Genomic DNA, 14,452 nt, shown 5'->3' with positions numbered 1-14,452 from the left:
CGATCAATAGAAATGAAGATTTCTTATACGTCATCGTACAACAACAATTCGGCCGACTCAATCAGGATTTCACGGCATAATGCTGCAGTTAGGGTAAATACGGAACGTCCGACCCGAGCCGCATGTTGTAGGATGACGTATGAATAGCTGGCGCAGCAGGCGTTAAACGCCATAAGGATCGATGCAATGGAACTTTCACCGCTCTACATTCGCGTTCACCCCAACGACAATGTCGCGATCGTCGTGAACGACGGCGGCTTGGGCGAGGGCGCGGTTTTCGCCGACGGTCTCGTGCTGCGCGAACGCGTGCCGCAAGGTCACAAGGTTGCGCTTGCCGACCTGGCCGAGGGTGACGAGGTCGTCCGCTATAACGTCGTGATCGGCTATGCGCTCAAGGCGCTGCCCAAGGGAAGCTGGATCAACGAACACGTGATCCGCATGCCGAGCCCGCCGGGACTGGAGGATCTGCCGATTGCCACCATCAGGGCGCCGGAGATGCCGCCGCTCGAGGGCTACACCTTCGAGGGCTATCGCAACGCGGACGGCTCCGTCGGCTCGCGGAACATTCTTGCGATCACCACGACCGTGCAATGCGTCGCGGACGTGGTTCAACACGCGGTCGCGCGCATCAAGTCGGAACTGCTGCCGAAGTATCCGAATGTCGACGACGTGGTGAGCCTCGGCCATACCTACGGCTGCGGCGTGGCAATCGACGCGCCCGACGCGATGGTGCCGATCCGCACCGTGCGCAACATCGCGCTGAATCCCAACTTCGGCGGCGAGGTGATGATGGTGAGCCTCGGTTGCGAGAAGCTGCAACCGGAGCGTCTGATGCCGCCCGGCACGATTCCAATCGCAGCGGCGCAAAACCCGAGCGAGATCGCGGACATCGGCGATCTCGGCGCCGACGAGAACGGCGACGTGGTCGTATTGCAGGACGAGGCGCACGTCGGCTTCCAGTCGATGATCGAGTCGATCATGAAGACGGCCGAAGGTCATCTGAAGCGGCTGAACAATCGGCGCCGCGAGACCTGTTCCGCGGCGGACCTCGTGGTCGGGGTGCAATGCGGCGGCAGCGATGCGTTTTCCGGACTCACGGCGAATCCGGCAGTGGGCTTCGCGACCGATTTGCTGGTGCGCGCGGGCGCCACGGTCATGTTCTCCGAAGTCACCGAAGTACGCGACGGCGTCGATCAACTGACCGCGCGCGCGGCGAACGCGGACGTCGCGCAGGCGATCATCCGCGAGATGCAGTGGTACGACGATTATCTGAAGCGCGGCGGCGCGGACCGCAGTGCGAACACCACGCCGGGCAACAAGAAGGGCGGCTTGTCGAACATCGTCGAAAAGGCGATGGGCTCGATCATCAAGTCCGGCAATTCGCCGATTTCCGGCGTCCTGTCGCCCGGCGAGAAAGTCCAGCAAAAAGGGCTTATCTACGCGGCAACCCCAGCGAGCGACTTTATCTGCGGCACGCTTCAGCTTGCGGCCGGGATCAACCTGCACGTGTTCACGACCGGCCGCGGCACGCCGTACAGCCTCGCGGAAGTGCCCGTCATCAAGATGGCGACGCGCTCCGATCTGGCGCGCCGCTGGCATGACCTGATGGACATCAACGCCGGCACCATTGCAACCGGCGAGGCGACGATCGAAGACGTGGGCTGGGAACTGTTCCGCTACATGCTGGACGTCGCGAGCGGTCGCAAGAAGACCTGCGCCGAGAAGCTCAAGCTGCATAATGCGCTGGCGCTTTTCAATCCGGCGCCGGTGACCTGATTGGCGCATCAGGCGAGCCGCGCATGTCGCGGCTCGTTTCACATGATGGCTTCAGCGCTTCATTGCCTCATTGGTGTCATTCGTCTCATTGACAGCTGGTAATCCATAAACAGAAAGACATGACTGACTCGCATCTGGACCATACACCCGCGCAAAAACCCTTCCGGCGACTGCTGCTCACCGGCGCGGCGGGCAATCTCGGCACGCAACTGCGCGGCGCGCTCGCCGCGTGGGCGGACATCGTGCGCGTGACCGACATTGCGCCGCTTGGCGAAGTGGCCGCGCATGAAGAAGCGTCGATCGTCGACCTCGCGGACGAAGCCGCGGTTCTGGCGCTGCTCCAGGACGTGGACGCGGTCATTCACCTCGGCGGCATCTCAGTGGAAGCGCCTTTCGCAGATCTGCTCGAAGCGAACATTCGTGGCCTGTACAACCTGTATTCAGCCGCGCAGAAGCAGGGCGTGAGGCGCATCGTGTACGCGAGCTCGAACCATGCAGTCGGTTTTCATCCAGTGACGGAAGTGCTCGATACCGACGCGCCTTTGCGCCCCGACAGCCTGTATGGCGTGACCAAGTGTTTCGGTGAATCGCTGTCGCGCTACTACTTTGACCGCTTCGGGCTAGAGACGGTGTGTCTGCGGATCGGCTCGTCGTTCGAGCAGCCAAAGAATCCGCGCATGCTGGTCACGTATCTTAGCTATCGCGACTTCATCGAACTCGTGCGTTGTTCGCTGTTCACGAATCGCGTCGGCCATGCAATCGTGTATGGCGTGTCGGATAACCGCACCAAGTGGGTCGACAACACCAAAGCGGCGTTTCTCGGGTTTCGCCCGCAGGACAGCTCGGTGCAGTTCGAACATCTCTTTCCGATGAGCGCGCCGACCGCCGATCTCGACGATCCCACCCAGCGCTTCCAGGGCGGCCCGTTTGTGCTCGCCGGGCCGATGGAGCCGAAGCGTTGAGCGCGGCGGCGAACCCGCGCGTTGAACGCGTCGAGGCAGCGGGAGACGCGCCGGCTGGCGTCGGCGAAAGTCCGGTGTGGCGAGTCGCGGAGCAGGCGCTTTACTGGGTCGATATCCCGGCGCAAAAAATCTTGCGCTTGCGGCTGCCGAGCGGCGAGCGGTCCGAGTGGCTGTTGCCGGAGAAGGTCGCCTGCATCGCGTTCGATCGTCGCGGCACCGTGCTTGCCGGCTGCGAAAGCGGCCTCTTCGCCGTGACGCTGAATGAAGCTTCCGCAGATCTGGCGACACAAGCCGTGCGCACCGACGAGCCCGTTGAAGTTGCCGGGCGCAAGCTCGCGGCGCCTGTGTTTCCGTTCGACGACATGCGTTTCAACGACGGCCGCTGCGACCGGCAAGGCCGCTTCTGGGCCGGCACGATGGTGCAGGACATGGCCGCCGCCAACCCAGCCGGCGCGCTTTACAGGTTCGACGCGCGCGGCGTGCTGTCGGCGCCGGTTGTCGACGGACTAATCACGCAAAACGGCCTCGGCTGGTCGCCGGATGGCAGGACCATGTACCTGTCCGACTCGCATCCGCTGCGTAGACAGATCTGGGCTTTCGACTACGACGTCGAGACCGGCGAGCCGCGCAACCGGCGCATGTTCGCGGACCTGAACCACTATGTGGGCCGGCCCGATGGCGCGGCAGTGGATGCCGACGGCTGTTACTGGATCTGCGCGAACGACGCCGGCGCGCTGCTGCGCTTCACGCCGCAAGGCAAGCTGGACAGGCAGATCGCGGTGCCGGCGATTAAACCGGCGATGTGCGCATTCGGCGGGCCGGATCTCGACACGCTGTTTGTCACGTCGATTCGCCCGGCAACCGGCGCGAGCGAACACGATGGACATCTTTTCGCGGTGCGCCCCGGTGTGAATGGCTTGCCGGAGCCCGAATTCGCGGGCGAACTATAGTCGCTTTCGTGGTCGGGATCAGGGCGCCGACGCGTGCAAACGCGGCGGCGTTTTTGTTTTTAAGCGCATCTATTCATCACTCGTCATACAACATTGTGGCGCCGATGCCACAGGTTGCCCCTAGCTTACGAAAATTCGGCGCTTGGCCCACGGGGGCTTCATGTCTCTGCGCGAGGCGGGCGCCAGCCCCTGCGCGTAGGTGCTGACAGCAAACTTCGGTCATCCGTACCGGCTGCGTCTTTCCTCGGGTAAATACCGTCTGTACAACTCAAACTGCGTTTTATAGACTTCATATGTCGTCGTACAACGTATAAGCGCAAACAGATTGCTTTCTTTAGTTTTCGAGATCGCAGTGTGTTGCGCGGTAAGCGACCGCTTTGGCGCGCGCAGTAGTTCGCGCGAAAGCGTGCCGACGCAGTAGAAGTAAAAGAAGTCGAGTTGTCTGACAGGAGTGCTGATCTTTGTGCCGGGGACGTTGCACGGGCAGCACGGCAAGTTCGCCAACCGCAGCAGACCCGCGAGCGCCGCGCCGAAGACGCAGCAAAACCATGTCACATCCGCGACTGGCGGTCCGAGACCGGCCGTTCCAGACGGACCGTCCGCGACCGGCCGTCCGAGACCGGCCGTCCGCGACCGGCCGTCATAAACCGGCAGTTGGTCACGGCCGTCTGCAACCGGTCGCCCGTTACGGCAGTTCACCACCGGCGATCCGTAAGCGGCTATTGCCAGCGGCTTCCCGCCAGCGGTGTCGCATCGATTGGATGTCTATTTCTAAGGAATGTCACGATGAACAAGAAGTTTGCCTCTTCCCGTGTTTCGTTGCTTGTCGCCGCCTCCGTGCTGGCATTCAGCGCCATGTCGGCGCAAGCGCGCGTGTTCCGCGTTTCTGACGTGCATGGCGACACGTACCCGACCAATATGGCCGTCAAGTACATGGGCGAGCAGATCAAGACGGCAACCGGCGGCAAGGACTCGGTGAAGGTATTCGGCAACAGCGCACTTGGTTCGGAGAACGATACGATCGATCAGGTTCGCATCGGCGCACTCGACATGGCGCGCGCAAATGGCGCCGCATTCAACGAGATCGTTCCCGAATCGATGATCCCGTCGCTGCCGTTCCTCTTCCGTGACATCGACCATTTCCGCAAGGTCATGTACGGCCCGGAAGGCCAGAAGATTCTGGACACCTTCAAGGCGAAGGGCATGATCGCGCTGACTTTCTATGAAAGCGGTGCGCGCTCCATCTACACGAAGAAGCCGATCCGCACGCCGGCCGACATGAAGGGCCTCAAAGTGCGCGTGCAGCCGTCGGACCTGATGGTCGACGAAATCAAGGCAATGGGCGGCACGCCCACGCCGATGCCGTTCGCCGAAGTCTATACGGGTCTGAAGACCGGCCTTGTCGACGCGGCCGAAAACAACCTGCCGTCGTACGAAGAAACCAAGCACTTCGAAGTCGCGCCGGTTTATTCGGAGACCCAACATTCGATGACGCCGGAAGTGCTCGTCTTCTCGAAGAAGATCTGGGACACGCTCTCGCCGCAGGAGCAGGAAATCATCAAGAAGGCCGCAGCGGACTCCGTGCCTTACTACCAGAAGCTGTGGACCGCGCGCGAAAACGACGCCAGCAAGACCGTGACGAAGGGCGGCGCGCAGATCGTCACGCCGTCGCAGATCGACCGCGCGGCATTCGTCAAGGTGATGCAGCCGGTGTGGGCGAAGTATGAAAAGACCCCGCAAATGAAGCAGCTCGTCGACGAAATCCAGGCAATCAAGTAAGGCTCGCATGGCGTCTTGCGCAGCGGGAAAGTCTGGCGGGAGACCCGCGGACTTTTCTCTGCACACCGACGCCGCTTAATGCCAGCGCTTATCCAGCGCTCATGTCACATCAGTCACTAGTGACGGAAAGTAGCATTGCTAACTAAGTAACGGCTGTCCGTCGTAGGCAAGAATGGGGTCAAGAGATTCATGAAACGCCCAAACGATTTTCTCTTTCGCGCACTGGCTGTCATTGCTTCAATCAGCCTTGCAGCGCTGAGTGCACTGGTGATTTACGGCGTCGTGATGCGCTATGTGTTTAGCGACGCACCCGATTTCGTCGAACCGATCGCGCTGCTGCTCGTGATCGTGATCGCAATGTTCGGCGCCGCGCTCAAGGTTCGCGAGGGCGGCCATATCGGGCTGGATTCGCTTGTGAAGACCCTGCCGGCAAAGGGGCAACTGATCGCGCACACGTTCCAGCATCTGTGCCTGATCGCGCTTGCCGTGGCGATTTTCTTCGGCTCCCTGCAGATGGCGGAGACCACCCAGCATGACCGGATTCCGATTCTCGGCTTGCCCGAGGCGCTTCGCTATGTGATCCCGGTCATCGCCAGCGTCTGCATTGCATTGTTCTCAATCGAGAACCTGCTGGCGCTTTTCGCAAAGAAACACAAATAGAACAATCATGGAACTTGCCCTCCTATCTATCAGTTTCCTCGTTTTTCTGGTGCTCGGCGTTCCTGTTTCGTTCGCGCTGGGGCTCTCGTGCGTGCTGACGTATCTGTACGAAGGGCTGCCCGCTGCCACGGCGATGCAGTCGATGGTCTCGGGAATGAACGCGTTTTCGTTCCTCGCCGTGCCGTTCTTCATCTTCTCCGGCGAACTGATGCTCCACGGCGGCATTGCCGACCGCATTCTGCGTTTCGCGCAAGCCACGGTCGGTCATTTCCGCGGCGGGCTCGGCATGGCCAATGTGGTCGCGTGCACGTTGTTCGGCGGCGTCTCGGGCTCGCCCACCGCGGACACGTCGGCCATGGGCGGCGTCGTCATTCCGTTGATGAAGCGTGAGGGCTACAGCGCCGCGTACGCGGTCAACGTGACGACGCATTCGTCGCTGGCGGGCGCGCTGATGCCCACGTCGACGAACATGATCATCTACGCATTCGCGGCGCAGGGCATTACCGGCACGCTGAACGGTGTGCCGATGAGCGGCGTGTCGATTGGCGATCTGCTGTTCTCGGGCCTGTTGCCGGTGCTGTGGGTGATGGGCTTCGTGCTGATCGCCGCGTACTGGCAAGCAGTGCGCTATGGCTATCCGCGCCGTCCGGACGGTTCGACCGGCTTGCAGCGTTTTCCGGGCTGGCTCGCGGTCGCGCGCACGTTCCTCGGCGCTTTGCCGGGCCTGATGGTGATCGCGATCATTCTGGTCTGCGTGGCAAAGGGCATTGCGACGGCGACGGAAGCCGCCGCTATCGCAGTGGCTTATTCGCTCGTGCTGACGGTCGTCGTGTATCGCTCGATGACGCTGAAGAAGCTCTCTTTCGCACTGTCGAAAGCCGCTAAAACCACGGGCGTCGTGCTGTTGCTGATCGGCGTGTCGAACATGCTGCGCTTCCAGATGGCTTATCTGGAGATTCCGGATGCGATCGAGCACATGCTCGACGGCGCGACCAGCATCCCCTGGCTGATGCTGCTGTACATCAACCTGATCCAGATCTTCCTCGGCACCTTCGTCGACATGGCGGCGCACATTCTGATCACCACGCCGCTGTTCCTGCCGATGGCCATGCATAGCGGCGTCGGCCCCGTGCAGTTCGGCATCATGATCCTGCTGAATTGCGCATTGGGTCTCGTGCATCCGCCGATCGGCTCGGTGCAGTTCATCGGCTGTGCGATTGGCAATGTGTCGATTGGGGAAACTACCAAGGTGGCGTGGCCGTATTACCTCGCTATCTTCAGCGCCATCAACATTGTGACGTACGTCCCAATGTTCTCCACGTGGTTGCCGAGCCTGATTAACGGGCACCCGGTCTTCTGACCTCGATCCCCGCGATTCACCGGCTGCGCAGTTGAAACAAAGCCGGTAGTCAAGAACAATTTTTTAAGAGGAGTTTTAATGAAAAAGGCACTAGCAACCTCGGCTCTCGGTCTCGTCGCGCTGAGCGCGCACGCTCAGAGCAACGTCACGCTGTACGGTATCGTCGATACGGGTATCGGCTACCAAAGCAGCTCGGCCGCGCTCGGTTCGAATTCGGGCGGGCGCTCGGTAGTCAAGATGAACAACGGCATCTGGGCGGGTAGCCGCTTCGGCCTGAAGGGCGGCGAGGACCTCGGCGGCGGTACGAAGGCCATTTTCCAGTTGGAGCAGGGCTTTAACAGCGCGACCGGCGCTCAGGGCGTGAGCGGTCTCGCGTTCAATCGCCAGGCGTGGGTCGGCGTGACGAACCCCACGTACGGTACGCTGACGGCTGGCCGCCAGTACACGTCGTACTACACGCTGTTGTCGCCGTACAGCCCGACCACGTGGCTGACGGGCGCGTACGGCGCGCATCCGGGCGATATCGACTCGCTGGACACGCTGTATCGCGTCAACAACTCGCTGGTGTACACGTCGCCGAACATGCACGGCCTGACGGTGAGCGGTTCGTACGCGCTGGGCGGTGTGGCCGGCCGGCTCAACGCTGGTTCGACCTGGAGCGCGGCAGTGCAGTACCTGAACGGCCCGTTCGGTATCGCGGCGGGCTTCCAGCGCATCAACAACTCGACGCTGGGCGGCGGCGCCTGGGGTGCTGATTCGACCGCATCCAACAACGGCGCGGAACCGGGCGTGTCCGGTATCAACAACGGCTACCGTACGGCGCAGGCGCAGCAGCGCGTCGCGGTCACCGGCGGCTATGCGTTCAGCTCGCAGCTGGATGTGTCGTTCTCGTACTCGAATGTGCAATACATTCCGGGCGTTGGTTCGGCGTTCCGTCACGAAGCCATCTTCAACACGGCTGGCGCAGTGGTGCACTTCAAGCCGATCAGCGCACTCGATCTGGCGGCTGGCTATAGCTACACGCGTGCAACGGAGGCGAACGGCATTTCGAGCGCGGCTCGTTATCACCAGTTCAACCTGTCGCAGTACTACAGCCTGTCCAAGCGCACCGGTCTGTACGCGCTGGAAGCGTATCAGCGTGCGAGCGGCCAGACGATCGGCAACAACGGCATCAGCATCATCAATGCAACGGCCGATATCGGCGACGGTCAGAACAGCGCACCGTCCTCGTCGCGTAGCCAGTTTGCTGCAGGCGTGGGCATCATCCACCGCTTCTGATCGGTTGGCGTAGCAGCGGCGTGTTGTTACGCCGCCACAGTGACGCGTTTTAGCGATGCGTTTCTGAGCCAGACCCGACGCTGCGCGCGCAACGCGCGCAGCGTTTAATTCACTTCGCGATTCACGAATCGATTCACGTCTGGCTGTCGGACCACAAGCGTCCTCCCGTTGCCCAATTTTCGCGCTTCACGTCGGTGAGAATGATGTCCACCGAATTCGGCTCGACGCCGAGCGACTCGCAGGTCGCTTTCGTGATCGCTTCGACGAATTGCCGTTTCTGCTCCAGCGAGCGGCCTTCGAACAGTTCGATATGAAACGTGGGCATGGTTTGCTCCGTTGAAAAGTTGAGCGGCGCGCGCCGCGGTGGACTGGTTGGCCCTCAGTTGCGATAGCTCGGGTCGAGCCGGTCCAGCTTGCGCAACAGCGCGGGCCACTCAAGGGTTCCTTCAATTGCGCCGCCGTCGTAGAGCTGCTCGGCCGTGCGCGCGGCGACTGCGTCGTCGGGCACGACGAGCGGCGCGCCGCATGCCTGCGCCTGCAACTGGATCTCGCATGCCTTCAACAAAGTCGCCATCAGCACATAGGCTTCCGCAACTGTGCGGCCGACCGTCAGCGTGCCGTGATTGCGCAGCAGCATGGCCGGCTTGTCTGCAAGATGCTCGACGAGGCGCGCGCTCTCGGCCGGCGTAAAAGCGAGGCCTTCATAGTCGTGGTAAGCGAGCTGGCGATAAAAGCGCAGCGCGTGTTGCGACGCGGGCAGCAAGCCCGCAGGCTGCGCGGACACGGCCACGCCCGCCGTATTGTGCAGATGCATCACGCAGAACGCATCCGCGCGTGCTGCGTGCACGGCCGCGTGAATCGCGAAGCCGGTCACGTTCACCGCGTGTTCGCTCGCGCCGACAAGATTGCCGTCGATGTCGATCTTCACGAGATTCGACGCGCTCACTTCATCGAACGCGAGGCCAAACGGATTGATGAGAAAGTGGCCCGGCTCATTGGGCACGCTCGCGGAGATATGCGTGTAGATGAGATCGTCCCAGCCATTGAGCGCGACCAGGCGGTAGGCGGCGGCAAGGTCGACGCGAGTTTGCTGCTCTGCTTCCGAGCGCGGCCCAGCTTGCGCCACACGGCCCTTGGGTAGATGAATGAACGACATACGGGTCCTCTCTTGCTGGGTGATGAGCATAGGGTCAGCGGCTGATACGCGGCCTCAGCCATTGCACGGTCCACGTCGCGGCGACGAACGGTGCGGTCAGCGCGGGCAGGCCGGCGCAGGTGGTCCCTGCTTGCAGTATCGCCGCCAGCGTAACGCCGCCGAGCATCCACGCGAGGCCGCATTCGCTCAGCGCCAGCGCGGTCAGCGCGCCGTTGAATCCTAGCAGGCCCGCGTTGAACGAGCTTGCGGTGGCGCCCATCAGCATATGTTCGACGCTCGCGAGGGCTGCGCCCGTCAGCGCACACAGCGCGTGGCGTGGGGACGCCGCCGCGATGCCGAGCAGCACCAGCGCGCCGGCCCCTGCGCTGGAGGCGAAGCCGGTTTGCGCGAGACCGGCGAGCACGCCGCTGCCGAACCCGGCAGTGCCGAGCGTGTGTGCCGTTGCGGCCGCTGCGGCTGTTGTTGGCGCGGGCGCGCTTGCCGCCATCGGCAGCCATAGCCAGGTGACGATCAGACAGGGGCTCGAAAAATAGCCCAAGCCGCGCGAGCGCAGCCGTCGCGACCACGGTTCCAGAAGCCAGGCCGTCGCAGTTGCGGCAAGAATCGCGATGGCGGCGGCGCTTGCATCGTCGGCGATATAGCTGAACGCGGCGAGTCCGGCCAATGCGCCGTTGAAGCCGTGCAGGCCCGCGCGCAGATCGTCGTCAGGATAACCGGCGAGCACTGCGCTCACGTTAGCCGAAACGGCGCCGATCAGCGCCGCGCACGCAAGACGCGGGTCCCACAACAGCCAGCCGGCGAAAAGACACGCGCCCGTGAACGCGTTCGCTTGCAGCACGATCTGGCCGACGCTGCGCAGCAATGTGCGCAAGGCGGCGGAGTGTGCTTCGGTCGCGGGGGCGTGCATGGTTTATAAATCGGTGAGGATTCGATGGCGCGCTGCGATGTGAGCGGAATCGCGGCGCAGCGGCCAACAGATGCGAAACGCGAGCATAGGGCAGGGCGCGGCTGCGTGCATGCACGGGCGTTGATAGTCGCTATTTGCAACGGCTGCGCGTGATGGACCGCATATCGTGCTGATACGAAACGAAGCAGCGGCGATCAACGCATGTTCGCGCTACGATGTGAGCGCGGCGCGTGCCGCATGTTTCATCATGAGGAGACGATCCGATGCGGGAACTACGGTGGGCATCGCAGGAAGGCGACGGTATCGAGCATCTGACATTCGACGCGCGCGAGGACGGATTCCACGTCGAGAGCGTTGTCGTCGGGCAGCGCTACGGCAAGGCCTACGGGCTGCACTACGAAGTGCGCTGCGACGCGCAATGGCGTACGCTCTACGCGTGGCTGAAGATTGTCGGCGCAGGCGAGCTGGAGTTGCACGGCGACGGAGAGGGCCATTGGCGCGATGGCCACGGCCTCGTGTTGAGTGCGATTGAAGGATGCATCGACATTGATATTGCAGCCACGCCGTTCACCAACACGCTGCCGATTCGCCGCTTGCAGCTCGCGCAAGGAGAGCGCAGGCCATTGCAGGTGGCCTATATTTCGACGCCCGATCTTCAGGTCACGCGCGTCGAGCAGGCATATTCGTGCGTGGAGCTGAACCGCGAATATCGCTATGAAGGCATTTTTCGCGACTTCACAGCGAATATGAAGGTGGACGAGGACGGGCTCGTGATCGATTATCCGACGCTGTTTACCCGCCTGCCTCGCGAGCGTTGAGCGGGGATGCGGCCGAGCCGCGCGATCCGTGAAGATGCCGGGCCACAAAGCGTTCGATATGCGCTGCGATAACTTGTGGCTCGCGCAGCACGACCCAATGACCTGCGTCTATTTCAACGCGCTCATATGCGCCGAGCCACGCTTCATGTGCGAGCGACAGTTCGGGGCCGACATAGCGGTCTCGCAGCGGCACGATAAATTGCACCGGCGCGTGCGCGTGGCGAGCGCGTGGATGCAAGAGCCTGTCGATGAAATTGGCGCGGTAAAGATTGAGACCGTTGATCGCGTTGCGCAGTTGCGCGGGGTCGCGCGATGCGCGCACGCGCTCGGTTAGGTGCAGCCACAGCGGCCACAGGCGTGCACCGCCAAGACGCCACGCGAGTTCGGGCAGCCACGGCAGGTGGAAAAAGACAATGTACCAGGATCTGAGCATTTGCCGAAAGCCGCCGCCGACGGATGATTGATTCGGTATCCTTTGTTTGTCGCCGACGGTAAGGGGGCAGTCCGAGCGCGACGACGCATGATCGAGACACGGCCCCGAAATCGATGTGTACGACGCAATCCGGCCTTTGAATTGCGGGTCGGTGACCGCTTCCCAGCTTTGAATAGAGCCCCAGTCGTGACCGACCAGATGAAAGGGCTGCACGCCGCAGGTGGAATCGGCGACTACTGCGAGATCTGCCGCGAGCCGTTGCAGACGGTACCCGCTGCGCGTGGCTGGCGCTTCCGAAGCACCGGCGCCGCGTACGTCGTATGTGATGACGCGAAAGCGCCCGTCGAGCTGCGCGCGTATGGGTTCCCATACCGTGGCCGAGTCGGGATAGCCGTGCACCAGCACGAGAGGCGGCGCGTCACGCGGTCCACTGAGATAGACCGCGAGCCGCACGTCGCCGGCATCGACCGACAAGGTCTCGGGTATCACACGGCCGCCTGCACGCCGCGCCGCGCGGCTCGACGCATGCCGGGCGTGGCGGCGTTCGCTGCGTCGACCGCCGCCACGAGGCCGTCGATTCGCGCCAGTTGCGCGCGATTGTCGTGATCCCACGGGTGAAAGCCCGGCCGGAAAAAACTCAGCCACTCGCCGGCAATGCGAGGAAACACGCCATGACGCGGTCCATAAAGATACTTGACGACGCGCCACACACCGCGCAGATGAGTGCCGCGTTTGCGATCCGCGATCATCAGACGCACGTGGTAGTCGAACACGATCAACCAGAACGTGAGGGTGGTGGCAAGCATGACGCCGGTACGTAACAGATATCGCCCGAGGCCAGGTTTAAGCACCGCGTTCCATACGTCGTACGAGACCGACTTGTGCTCGGTCTCTTCGAGCGCATGCCACGTCCACATTTGCGCATAACCTTCAACAGACCCTTCGATACGCGTGGCGTCCTCCAGCAGCAGGCCCGCAAGCATCGCCGTGTAGTGTTCGAGGCATACGGTGACAGCCAACTGATACGAATGCGGCAACACCTTGCGGCCGAAATTGAGGATCGCCCACAGCCGTTTGTCGAGCTTGTGCGCGGGCAAGCCGGCCTGTTGCAGCAGGTCGTTGTACTCCACATGCTCGCGCGTATGCATGGCTTCCTGGCCGATAAAGCCGAGCACCTGCTTTTTCAGCACCGGGTCGTCGATCTGGTCGCGATAGTTGCGCACGCTGTCCATGAAGAAACGCTCGCCGGCCGGAAACAGCAGCGAAAGCGCGTTAAAGAAGTGGGTCACGTGCGAGCCTTGCGCGTGCCAGTCGCAAGCGCGCTCTTGCGGAAGATTGAAGCGTAGGTCGCGGCGAACGGGCATCATGGCCTTTCTCCTTTCGAGTCCTCTGAATTGCTGAAAACTTTGTGACTCCCTGCGATTGTTCGAGCGGCGCGTTGCATCATGCACGCTTGCCGGCCAGTTGCGCCGCACGCCGCGCGCGCTTTTCCGCCATGTGCTTCATGCGCCGCGTTTGCAGCACGACCAGTGCCTGATAGGCGGCGGGCAGCGTGCGTGCGAGCCAGTCGGCGGCGCGGGCATCGCGGCCGATCAACACGCGCCGTCTGTTTCTGCGCACGCCGTCCAGAATCACGCGGGCAGCTTCGTCGGCGGTGGTGATAAAGAACTTCTCGAAGTCGTCCTTGCCCTGCTGTTCGTTTTCGAGCATGAAGCCGACCATGTTTGGCGCAATGCGGCTCGACTGTGCGATGCTGGTGCGGATGCCGCCAGGATGCACGCACGTTGCCGACACGCCGCATTTCATCAGGTCGAGCTCCTGGCGCAACGCTTCGGTGAAGCCGCGCACCGCGAACTTGGTCGCGTTGTAGCCGCTCATCCCTGGCTGCGCGAAGAGACCGAACACGCTCGACGTATTGACGATGTGGCCTTCGCCAGATGCTTTCAGATGAGGCAGGAACGCCTTCGTGCCATGCACGACGCCCCAGAAGTTGATACCGACGATCCACTCGAGATCCGCGTAATCCATCCCTTCAATGGTGCTCGACAGCGCAACACCGGCGTTGTTGAAGACGAGATTCACGCGCCCGTGTTGGCTGGCTGTTTCGGCCGCCCACGCGAACATTGCGCTGCGGTCCGAGACGTCGAACACGGCGGTGGTGATGAGAAGCGGCGCGCCCACGATATGTGGCGCGGCGGCGTCTGCGAGGCGGGCGGTCTCCTCGAGGCTCGTCGCGTTACGGTCCGCGAGCGCAAGGTGGCAACCTTCGCGCGCCAGCCGGATCGCGAGCGAGCGCCCCATGCCCGAGCCCGCACCGGTAATCGCGGCTACCTTGTCGGTGAAATGCTTCATTGGTTTTATCTCCTCCTCTCT

The 14,452-nt window shown here is 62.4% G+C and carries 13 protein-coding genes and 1 pseudogene; 8 read left to right on the top strand and 6 right to left on the bottom strand.

Features of this window, described 5'->3' with window-relative positions; genetic code table 11:
- The first annotated feature begins 186 nt into the window (after positions 1-186).
- The 7 genes from garD to A3AC_RS0118990 all read left to right on the top strand — a co-directional run bounded on the left by garD (position 187) and on the right by A3AC_RS0118990 (position 8,765).
- Complete coding sequence (garD, locus tag A3AC_RS0119020; protein ID WP_025600836.1) at positions 187-1,776, top strand: galactarate dehydratase; 1,590 nt, start codon at positions 187-189, stop codon at positions 1,774-1,776.
- Positions 1,777-1,895: 119 nt separating this feature from the next.
- Positions 1,896-2,738, top strand: coding sequence for an NAD-dependent epimerase/dehydratase family protein (locus tag A3AC_RS0119015; RefSeq protein WP_025600835.1), 843 nt, complete (start codon positions 1,896-1,898; stop codon positions 2,736-2,738).
- Positions 2,735-3,688, top strand: coding sequence for an SMP-30/gluconolactonase/LRE family protein (locus A3AC_RS0119010; RefSeq protein WP_025600834.1), 954 nt, complete (start codon positions 2,735-2,737; stop codon positions 3,686-3,688). Before A3AC_RS0119015 ends, A3AC_RS0119010 begins: the two co-directional genes overlap by 4 nt.
- Before the next feature lie 786 nt (positions 3,689-4,474).
- Positions 4,475-5,467, top strand: coding sequence for a TRAP transporter substrate-binding protein (locus tag A3AC_RS0119005; protein ID WP_025600833.1), 993 nt, complete (start codon positions 4,475-4,477; stop codon positions 5,465-5,467).
- A 189-nt stretch (positions 5,468-5,656) separates the two neighbouring features.
- The gene (locus tag A3AC_RS0119000) at positions 5,657-6,127 is read left to right on the top strand and encodes a TRAP transporter small permease (RefSeq protein ID WP_025600832.1); all 471 of its coding nucleotides are present in this window, start codon (positions 5,657-5,659) and stop codon (positions 6,125-6,127) included.
- Positions 6,128-6,134: 7 nt separating this feature from the next.
- Positions 6,135-7,487: a TRAP transporter large permease gene (locus A3AC_RS0118995; RefSeq protein WP_025600831.1), complete on the top strand. Its 1,353-nt coding sequence runs from the start codon at positions 6,135-6,137 to the stop codon at positions 7,485-7,487.
- Positions 7,488-7,565: 78 nt separating this feature from the next.
- The gene (locus tag A3AC_RS0118990; protein WP_025600830.1) at positions 7,566-8,765 is read left to right on the top strand and encodes a porin; all 1,200 of its coding nucleotides are present in this window, start codon (positions 7,566-7,568) and stop codon (positions 8,763-8,765) included.
- 133 nt (positions 8,766-8,898) lie between these two features.
- Here A3AC_RS0118990 and A3AC_RS0118985 read toward each other — a convergent pair.
- The 3 genes and pseudogenes from A3AC_RS0118985 to A3AC_RS0118975 all read right to left on the bottom strand — a co-directional run.
- Positions 8,899-9,099: pseudogene (locus A3AC_RS0118985) on the bottom strand (4-oxalocrotonate tautomerase); the annotation flags it as partial.
- Between the two features lie 45 nt (positions 9,100-9,144).
- On the bottom strand, positions 9,145-9,921 hold the full coding sequence (locus A3AC_RS0118980; RefSeq protein WP_025600828.1) for a class II aldolase/adducin family protein: 777 nt from the start codon (positions 9,919-9,921) through the stop codon (positions 9,145-9,147).
- 34 nt (positions 9,922-9,955) lie between these two features.
- Complete coding sequence (locus tag A3AC_RS0118975; RefSeq protein ID WP_025600827.1) at positions 9,956-10,828, bottom strand: urea transporter; 873 nt, start codon at positions 10,826-10,828, stop codon at positions 9,956-9,958.
- 263 nt (positions 10,829-11,091) lie between these two features.
- Between A3AC_RS0118975 and A3AC_RS0118970 the strand changes: the two genes are divergently transcribed.
- On the top strand, positions 11,092-11,646 hold the full coding sequence (locus tag A3AC_RS0118970; protein WP_025600826.1) for a putative glycolipid-binding domain-containing protein: 555 nt from the start codon (positions 11,092-11,094) through the stop codon (positions 11,644-11,646).
- Here the strand turns inward: A3AC_RS0118970 and A3AC_RS0118965 are convergent.
- The 3 genes from A3AC_RS0118965 to A3AC_RS0118955 all read right to left on the bottom strand — a co-directional run bounded on the left by A3AC_RS0118965 (position 11,621) and on the right by A3AC_RS0118955 (position 14,431).
- Positions 11,621-12,568, bottom strand: a complete 948-nt coding sequence (locus A3AC_RS0118965) for an alpha/beta fold hydrolase (protein WP_025600825.1) — start codon at positions 12,566-12,568, stop codon at positions 11,621-11,623. The two genes, A3AC_RS0118970 and A3AC_RS0118965, sit on opposite strands and share 26 nt — an antisense overlap.
- A complete protein-coding gene (locus A3AC_RS0118960; RefSeq protein WP_025600824.1) occupies positions 12,565-13,446 on the bottom strand; it encodes a metal-dependent hydrolase in 882 nt (293 codons plus the stop codon). The genes A3AC_RS0118965 and A3AC_RS0118960 overlap by 4 nt, the downstream gene beginning before the upstream one ends.
- 76 nt (positions 13,447-13,522) lie before the next feature.
- On the bottom strand, positions 13,523-14,431 hold the full coding sequence (locus A3AC_RS0118955; protein ID WP_025600823.1) for an SDR family NAD(P)-dependent oxidoreductase: 909 nt from the start codon (positions 14,429-14,431) through the stop codon (positions 13,523-13,525).
- Positions 14,432-14,452 lie beyond the last annotated feature (21 nt).

It is taken from the genome of Burkholderia sp. WSM2230 (assembly GCF_000472445.1).
Taxonomy (GTDB): domain Bacteria; phylum Pseudomonadota; class Gammaproteobacteria; order Burkholderiales; family Burkholderiaceae; genus Paraburkholderia.
The sequence above is the reverse complement of the archived record's forward strand: the minus strand, read 5'-3'. Positions and strand labels throughout refer to the sequence as shown.

Bases quoted from the DNA above. Each gene is read 5' to 3' on its own strand.
- garD (WP_025600836.1), top strand. From the start codon at position 187: ATGGAACTTTCACCGCTCTACATTCGCGTTCACCCCAACGACAATGTC.
- A3AC_RS0119015 (WP_025600835.1), top strand. From the start codon at position 1,896: ATGACTGACTCGCATCTGGACCATACACCCGCGCAAAAACCCTTCCGG.
- A3AC_RS0119005 (WP_025600833.1), top strand. From the start codon at position 4,475: ATGAACAAGAAGTTTGCCTCTTCCCGTGTTTCGTTGCTTGTCGCCGCC.
- A3AC_RS0119000 (WP_025600832.1), top strand. From the start codon at position 5,657: ATGAAACGCCCAAACGATTTTCTCTTTCGCGCACTGGCTGTCATTGCT.
- A3AC_RS0118995 (WP_025600831.1), top strand. From the start codon at position 6,135: ATGGAACTTGCCCTCCTATCTATCAGTTTCCTCGTTTTTCTGGTGCTC.
- A3AC_RS0118990 (WP_025600830.1), top strand. From the start codon at position 7,566: ATGAAAAAGGCACTAGCAACCTCGGCTCTCGGTCTCGTCGCGCTGAGC.
- A3AC_RS0118980 (WP_025600828.1), bottom strand. From the start codon at position 9,921: ATGTCGTTCATTCATCTACCCAAGGGCCGTGTGGCGCAAGCTGGGCCG.
- A3AC_RS0118975 (WP_025600827.1), bottom strand. From the start codon at position 10,828: ATGCACGCCCCCGCGACCGAAGCACACTCCGCCGCCTTGCGCACATTG.
- A3AC_RS0118970 (WP_025600826.1), top strand. From the start codon at position 11,092: ATGCGGGAACTACGGTGGGCATCGCAGGAAGGCGACGGTATCGAGCAT.
- A3AC_RS0118960 (WP_025600824.1), bottom strand. From the start codon at position 13,446: ATGATGCCCGTTCGCCGCGACCTACGCTTCAATCTTCCGCAAGAGCGC.
- A3AC_RS0118955 (WP_025600823.1), bottom strand. From the start codon at position 14,431: ATGAAGCATTTCACCGACAAGGTAGCCGCGATTACCGGTGCGGGCTCG.